We start from the raw sequence: 7,762 nt of genomic DNA on the forward strand, positions 1-7,762 counted from the left end.
AACCCGGCTCGACACGCGGCGGTCGGCTGTCGGATAGTTCAGCACGCTCCTAGGCGTCGATGACTTGGGATTCGCCGAGCCCGCGCGTACCAGTGCGGCGTCCGGCCGGTCGGTTGACCGGGTTGAGCTCACGGAGGCTCAACCGCCTGAAAGTTCTTCATCCGCCTGTGAGCGTCGACAGAACGGGAGACGGTGGCGTCCACATCCCACCCGGGACACAACTATCCGCCGCCCGCTCGAGGCGGCCGGTACGCGCACTCCGGGCAGCAGCCGCTACTCCGGTGCTTCCATGAGTAGAACTCCCGCTACTAAGCATTCTCCCAGCCGATGAGGTGAATGACAAGGTCCCGGGAAGCCGAAAGGGGGAGGCCGTTTCTGCCATGACAGTACAGTCGCGGAGTGGGATCAGCGGCTCCTTCATCCTGACGTACAGGATCAGGTGCTCGGTGATGGAACGAATAAGTTCCCGGCGCAGAAGCGAACCAGCGGCGAAAATCATGTTCCAACTGTCGGTTTATCCAACCATTGGATCCAGCTCCACCATAACCCACTGGACGGCAACGGAATCGGTCTAAACCAAGCGTAGTGCGATTTGAAATATTCGGTAGCACAACATGATACGGTATGGACCGTCTCGCAGTAGCGGCGGCATGGCGCTGCGGTCGTCGATGTCGGTTGTCTAGGGTATTGAAGCGGTTCGGCAGTCGCCGGCCGCGGGCGGCGCCGGGGTATGCTGATCGGGTGGGCCCACTCGCGGTAGGTGCACGCAGGAGACCGATGTCGTACGGGACCGGTCGCTGATGCACGTGCCGTCGACCGTACGTTCCTCGAGCTGGGTGCCGCTGGTCGCGATCGTGGTCCTCCTCGTCGCGGGATCGGTGCCTCGGCTGAACCGTTTCGCCGAGTAGATCGTGCCCTTCAGATTCAAGATCGCCTGCCGTCGGGCGAGCTGACCGACCCGGCGCTCACCGCTCTCGGTGAACGCCACCACCGACGGCGTCGTACGCGCTCCCTCGGCGTTGCGATCACCCCGGCTCGCTGCGCTGCCAATACGTGAGGCGTGGGGTGCGTGGGGCGTCGACGACGCGGTCGCGCATCCATCTGTCGAGGCGTTGGCCCGCCCCGACGGCCGCGTCTGTGCACAGGGTGTGCTCGCGCCGGTCAACCGCACGGTGGTGATGTGGGTCGGACCCGGCCCAGCGGGTTCGCGGCGGTCTTCGGCGACCTGACGAAGAACGTGTTCCCGCAGCCTGTCCAAGCTCGCGGGCCCGGCTTCGTCGAGGATCTGTGAGCCGGCCGACGACCTGTTGTCGATACGAGCGAGCAGGAGGTATTCGGTGCCGAGATGATCGTGGGCTGCGTCGGAGGCCAGGACAACTGCTCTGCGTGCCTGGTCGGCGAACTTGTCGAACACCACCACCACTCACCTCGAAACTCGTCCCGGCAATGGGCCGCGGGCGGGGTGGCTACCGGACGATGAGGAGTGGGCGGTTGACCGAGTTCATCAGTGCCCTGGTGGCCGATCCCAACAGCATGCTCGCGAACCCGCCCCGCCCGCGGCTACCGACGACGAGCAACTGCGCATTCTCGGCTTCCTCACGCAGGCCGCGTGCGGGTTCGTCCATGACGACCGGGCGGACCGTCTGTTCCGACGACGATCGGACGGTCGGCAGCCATGTTGTTCCCTACCTTCTGGGCGGGTGGTGGCCCGGTGGGAGGGCGTGTCCTGAGATCCATGGTCGTCGCCTTCGGGGCGGAGGTCCACCCGCGGCCTTGCCAGTCCCTATTCTTCCGACGACGTCAACGGTGACCGTTGTGCACATTCACCGGCCCGTCCAGCCCAGGTCTACGCGACGCTCTGTTTGTCGCAGGCGGTGGGCTCCCCGGCGGGGCGGAACAATGCCAGGGCCTGCGCCCGCAGATGTACGGCCGAAAAATAGCTGACAGATGAAGTGGGCGGGCGGCAGCGGGGTGGGTGGATCATTAGCGCACGAAGAACACCGTCGATTCCCGTTTGGAATCGGCCGGTCTCGTGATCCCTGCAGGAGGTTGCGGCGGAGCGGTGACATTAGCGCGTTCGGGACGACAATGGGAGCCGGACCTGCAGACGAGGAGTACACCGTGGCCACTGAGTCCGGAGGTAGTCCGCTCGTTCGGGCGGTGGACGGTCGGGAAACGTTTCGGCTCGCCGTGGTAGTCGGCGCTCTCGGGGTCGTGTTCGGTGACATCGGGACCAGCCCGATCTACACCATCCAGACGGTGTTCAACCCGAAGGACCCCCACCCGGTGCCGATCAGCACGAACAACGTCTACGGCGTCGTGTCGTTGATCTTCTGGTCGCTGATGATCATCGTCACCGTGACCTACGTGTTGCTGGTGATGCGCGTCGACAACCACGGCGAGGGCGGGATCATGGCGCTGATTACGCTGCTGCGGCGCCTGGGTGGGGTGCGGGGCCGTCGCGTGACCGCGGTGCTGGCCGGTCTCGGTGTCTTCGGCGCCGCGCTGTTCTTCGGCGACAGCGTGATCACACCCGCGATTTCCGTGCTGTCCGCGGTGGAAGGCCTGAAAGTCGTCCAGCCGGGGTTGGAGGAGCTGATCGTGCCGATCACGGCGGTGATCATCGTGGGATTGTTCTCCGTGCAGCGGCGCGGCACGGCGGCGGTCGGTCGGTTGTTCGGGCCGGTGATGTTCGTCTGGTTCGTGTCGATCGGGGCGTGCGGTGTGGCCGGCATCGCCCGACATCCGGAAATCCTTCGGGCGCTCTCGCCGACGTATGCGCTGACCTTCATGTTCGGGCACTTCGGCATCGCGTTCTTCGCGTTAACCGCGGTCGTGCTCGCGGTCACCGGTGCCGAGGCGCTGTATGCCGATATGGGCCATTTCGGACGGCCGGCGATCACCCGGGGCTGGCTGCTGCTGGTTTTGCCGGCGTGCGTGCTGAGCTACCTCGGCCAGGGTGCGCTGCTTCTCGGTGACCAGGACGCTGTGGGTAGCCCGTTCTTCCTGCTCGCCCCGGGCTGGGCGCGGTTGCCGATGGTGCTACTGGCCACCGCGGCGACGGTGATCGCCTCTCAGGCGGTGATCACCGGCGCCTACTCGGTGGCGTCGCAGGCGGCGAGGCTCGGTTACCTGCCGAGGTTGCGGGTGGTGCACACCTCGGAGTCGAGGATCGGGCAGATCTACGTTCCGTGGATCAACTGGGTGCTGATGGTGTCGGTGCTCACGCTGGTTTTCGCCTTCCGGAGTTCGGCGACATTGGCGTACGCGTTCGGCATGGCGGTGACCGCGACGATCACGATCACGACGTTGCTGTTCTTCTACGTCGCCCGCACCAAGTGGGGCACGCCGTTGTGGCTGGTCGTGATCGGTGGCGGCGCCTTGCTGGTGGTCGATCTGCTGTTTCTGGCGGCGAACTTGACCAAACTGGTGCACGGGGCGTGGCTGCCGTTGCTGATCGGGCTCACGGCGTTCACGGTGATGACCACCTGGCAGCGCGGCCGGGATATCGTCACCCGCGCGCGGGGACAGGTGGAGGGATCGTTACGGGAATTCGTCGACCAGCTGCACGATTGTCGGCCGCCGCTGGTTCGGGTCCCCGGCACTGCGGTGTTCCTCAACCGCGGGAAGCAGACCGCGCCGTTGGCGATGCGGGCCAATGTCGAACACAATCGCGTGCTGCACGAACACGTGGTGATCCTGTCGATCGACACGCTGCCGGTGCCGCGCGTACCGGACACGGAGCGGACGGAGGTCGATCGCCTCGGCTACGCCGAAGACGGGATCGTCCTCGTGACAGTGTATTCCGGGTACATGGAAACGCCGAACATCCCGGACGCGTTGCGCCTGCTCGAGCCCGTCGACACCGAGGGTCCGATCGCGATCGAGGACGCCTCCTACTTCCTGTCGAAGATCGAACTGGCGATGGGGACGGCACCGACGATGGCAACATGGCGCAAGCGCCTGTTCATCGCCGCCTCCTACATCACAGGCGACGCTGCCGAGTACTTCCGCCTGCCAGGCGAGCGGACGGTGATCATGGGTTCCCGAATCGACGTGTAGGGACGTGGATCCGCCCAACGCCAGTTCGGCGACGACCTGCGCCCAGAGGAAGGACTTTGTTGGTGCCCAAGTCCGCCACCGTCTCGAGTTGAAGGCGGCCTCGAGGTGTTCGGCGTCGGATTCGCTCACACCCTGAAGCGCGGCGATCGGGGCCTGCGCGAGCTCGTCTACCGAAAGGGTCTCGTAGGCCTTGTCGAAGTTCGACGCGATACCTGCCATGTGCTCGTCCTCCAGTCCGCGTCGGATCGATACATGGCCCGGTCTAATCGAGCGGACCGAAGATCAATTAATGCTTCGGAAATATGGCCCCGTATTTCTTCACCGGGAGCGTCCAGGTCACGTAGCCCATACCTCCTGCCGAATCCACTTTTCGTGTACGAGCAAACGGGTTTCCTTGACGCCCAGGGATTTCCATCCCGCCGCCGTGTCGGACACGCCGCGCAACAAATGAGCCCGGACGCCGCGAGCGCGCGTACGGTGACCTTTCGACCCGACTGCACTCGGTCAGGATCGGATCCCACTACCCCCAACGCACGGCCGTCGGGGGTAGTGGGATCCCGCACCTTTTCTGTGCGTTCGTCCGGCTCGTGCACAACGCGGCGGGCAAAACGGCCATCAGCCTTCGTAGCGATCCAAGGCAACGGCACGGGTGTGCGAGATGGAGACTCACATGCCGGCCGAGGATGTGGTTGCGAAGACGAGCGGACCGTGACCGGTCCGCCCCGCATCGGCGCCCGAGAATCGTGAATCCTCACGGATCTGACAGGTGCCGCTGCCTCGACCACATCCGCATTGGCGATCGCCGCATCGATCTCGGAGGACCATGATCCTCACGTACAGGATCAGGTGTCCGGTGATGGAACCACATATTCCTGGAATTGAAGCGGTTCGGCAGTGGCCGGCACGGGCGGCGCCAGGGGTATGTTGATCTGGTGGGCCCGCTGGCGGCAGGTGCTTGTAGGAGACCGATACCTCACGGAGGCGGTCGCTGATGCAGGTGCCGTCGACCGTACGATCCTCGATCTGGGTGCCGCTGGTCGCGATCGTGGTCCTCCTCCTCGCGGGATGCGGCGGCTCGGCTCCCACCACCTCGACCCCCTCAGCCGGGCCCGCCGTGGACCTGCCGGCACTGGTCCGGCAGGTGGAGGCCTCGGTTGTCACCGTGCTCACCGGGTCCGGTGTGGGCAGCGGCATCGTCTACAAGACCGACGGCACCATCGTCACCAACGCCCACGTGGTCGAGGGTGCCCGGCAGGTGAGCGTGGCCTTCGCGGACGGGCAACAGGTGTCTGCGAACGTGCGGGCCGTCGATCGGGTGGCCGACGTCGCGGTCCTTCACGCGGACCGCGCGGATCTGACTGCGGCGACGTTCGAGACAGCGCTGCCGGAGGTCGGCGCGCTCGCGGTGGTCATGGGCAGTCCGCTGGGGTTCGAGGACACGGTCACCTCGGGCATCATCTCCGGACTGCACCGTCAGATCCCAGGGTCGGCCTCCACCGGGGCGCCGCTGGTCGACCTGATCCAGACCGACGCTGCGATCTCGCCGGGTAATTCCGGGGGTGCGCTGATCGACGGACAAGGGCGGGTCGTGGGGATGAGCCAGGCCTACATTCCCCCGGCGGCGGGTGCGGTGGCTCTGGGTTTCGCGATCCCCGCGGCGGATGTCGTCGATGTCGCGGATCAGCTGCTGGCCTCCGGGACCGCCCAACATGCGTACGTGGGCATTCAGCCCGGCACGCTGACCCCGCAGATCGCCGAACAATTGGCTGTCGACCGCACCAGCGGTGTCGTCGTCCTCGAGGTCGTCCCGCTCGGTCCGGCTGCGACCGCGGGTATCCGGCCCGGCGATGTCATCACCGCGGTCAACGGCCACGACACCGAGTCGGCGGAGGACTTCATCGCGGCGCTCCGTGCCGTCGACCCGGGCGATCGAGTCGACCTGACCGTGCTCCGCGGCGGCGAGACCCAGCAGATCTCGGTCACCGTGACAGACCGCCCTGCCGGCTGAACGACGATGCCAAGAGCGACCGATCCTGGCACGTTGCGGGCGTCGTGGGCGTTGACCAGACCCCGAAATTGAGAAACACCCCCACTGACCGGATGGGCCCGTTCGGCCGGGTACGCCGACCGCACCAGATCCCGCCGATTGTGCCCGGTCGTGTGGACGTTGCATCCTCGGACGCTGGTGGAGGTCTCTACCGGACAGAGGCAGCGGAGATCCGCGGCGCGCTGTGATCGACCCGCACCCACTGCCTGGAGTTTGGGGGCAGACCGGGCGGGTACGCGAAGGCGGTGAATGAGCACCTGCGGGGAGGGCCATCCGGTGCGGCCGGTGAGCAGGTCTCGGTGCTGTTCATCGCGGATCCGGGCACGCCGGCGGCTCTCGCCGAACGCATCGCGGAGTCCCTGCCGCAACGCCTGCGAAGCCCTGACCGCCCCGAGCGCCGGTGGACGACGTGCGTACGCAGCAAGCCGTACCTCCCCGACGAGCAAGCGGATTTCGCAGACGTCATCGACGCGATCGATCCGCCCTCCGAAGCGGAAGACATCGTTGTGTACCTCACCGATCTGCCGCGCCGCGAGGACACCCTGCCGGTGGTGGCCGACGTCAGCGCCGACCACAAATTCGCGCTCATCTCCGTCGCCGGGGTGGGCGGTCTGCGCATCGAGCGCCGGGTCCGCACCGTCACCGAACTCGCGATCGCCGGCGTCCTCGGGGAACCGGACCTCATGCCCCCCGGCAGCGCGGCGCGACTGTTCCGGTCCGCGCAGACCGAGGACGGTATCCGGTACTTCGCGCCCTCGGGGCTGCGGCGGCTGCGACTGTTGTCGGGGATGGTGCGGGCCAACCGGCCGTGGCGGCTGGTCACCGGACTGTCGAAGGTGCTCGTCGGCGCCTTCGCCACGGGTGCGATCGCGCTGGCCACCGACACGATCTGGTTGTTCGCCGACACGATGGGTCCGTGGCGTATGAGTGCGGCGACCGTCCTGTCGATCGTGGCGATGATCCTCTGGCTGATCCTCGATCACGAACTCTGGGAGCGGCCGAAGTTGCCGGCGGAACGCGATCGATCTGTGCTCTACAACACCGCGACCGTGGTCACCCTGGTCATCGGCGTCGTCGTGCTGTACGTGGCCCTGTTCGGCCTGCTGCTGTTCACCGCGTGCCTCGCTCTTCCCCCGGAACTGCTGTCCCCCATTCTCGGGCACGCGGTGAACTTCTTTGACTACCTCACGCTCACCTGGTTGCTGGCGTCCATCGCCACCATCGGTGGAGCCCTCGGGTCGGGTCTCGAGGACGACGCCGCCGTCAAGGAGGCGGCGTACGGGGTCCGGCAGCGTCAACGCATCGAGGAGACGCGGAGTCCGTCGAACGAGGCGTGATGATCGCGGCCTACGAACCTGCGACCCAATTCGCGAACGCTGACGAAGTTTGCGATATACCGTCGACCGATCCATCACCGGAATCGATCGCCTTTTGGCTGACGGACCGGATGACAGCGGGTTCACACACCCACTCCGAATTTGTACGTGAGCGCGTGAAGTGTGTGAGGTCCAGGTGATCGAGGAGGCGCGATCACTCCCGATATCTGGGAATGCGTGTCGTCTCGACCGACATGGGATGTGGAAACCGATGTCCTGTGCCAGCGAATCGTCCTTGAGGCCGACGCCTGGTTCTCTCGGGTCTCCTCGTGTGTGG

At 66.0% G+C, this 7,762-nt stretch carries 3 protein-coding genes and 3 pseudogenes; 3 read left to right on the top strand and 3 right to left on the bottom strand.

Features of this window, described 5'->3' with window-relative positions; all coding sequences use genetic code 11:
* Positions 1-889 precede the first annotated feature (889 nt).
* From P3H15_RS52430 to P3H15_RS52440, 3 pseudogenes are all read right to left on the bottom strand, one after another.
* Positions 890-1,021, bottom strand: a pseudogene (locus tag P3H15_RS52430) (Hsp70 family protein); the annotation flags it as partial.
* A 273-nt stretch (positions 1,022-1,294) separates the two neighbouring features.
* A pseudogene (locus P3H15_RS52435) lies at positions 1,295-1,423 on the bottom strand (ATP-binding protein); the annotation flags it as partial.
* Positions 1,424-1,466: 43 nt separating this feature from the next.
* Positions 1,467-1,640, bottom strand: a pseudogene (locus P3H15_RS52440) (universal stress protein); the annotation flags it as partial.
* A gap of 448 nt (positions 1,641-2,088) precedes the next feature.
* Between P3H15_RS52440 and P3H15_RS52445 the strand changes: the two are divergent.
* The 3 genes from P3H15_RS52445 (at position 2,089) to P3H15_RS52455 (ending at position 7,446) form a co-directional block, all read left to right on the top strand.
* A complete protein-coding gene (locus P3H15_RS52445; protein WP_276144567.1) occupies positions 2,089-4,062 on the top strand; it encodes a potassium transporter Kup in 1,974 nt (657 codons plus the stop codon).
* 991 nt (positions 4,063-5,053) lie between these two features.
* On the top strand, positions 5,054-6,070 hold the full coding sequence (locus P3H15_RS52450; protein WP_276144568.1) for a S1C family serine protease: 1,017 nt from the start codon (positions 5,054-5,056) through the stop codon (positions 6,068-6,070).
* A gap of 284 nt (positions 6,071-6,354) precedes the next feature.
* Positions 6,355-7,446: a hypothetical protein gene (locus tag P3H15_RS52455; protein ID WP_276144569.1), complete on the top strand. Its 1,092-nt coding sequence runs from the start codon at positions 6,355-6,357 to the stop codon at positions 7,444-7,446.
* The last annotated feature ends 316 nt before the right edge of the window (positions 7,447-7,762 follow it).

It is taken from the genome of Rhodococcus sp. T2V, assembly GCF_029269925.1.
In the GTDB taxonomy this organism is placed as follows: Bacteria; Actinomycetota; Actinomycetes; order Mycobacteriales; family Mycobacteriaceae; genus Rhodococcus_F; species Rhodococcus_F koreensis.

What these genes read in the sequence shown, in the direction of transcription:
- P3H15_RS52445 (WP_276144567.1), top strand. Translation starts at nt 2,089, where the DNA reads ATGGGAGCCGGACCTGCAGACGAGGAGTACACCGTGGCCACTGAGTCC.
- P3H15_RS52450 (WP_276144568.1), top strand. Translation starts at nt 5,054, where the DNA reads ATGCAGGTGCCGTCGACCGTACGATCCTCGATCTGGGTGCCGCTGGTC.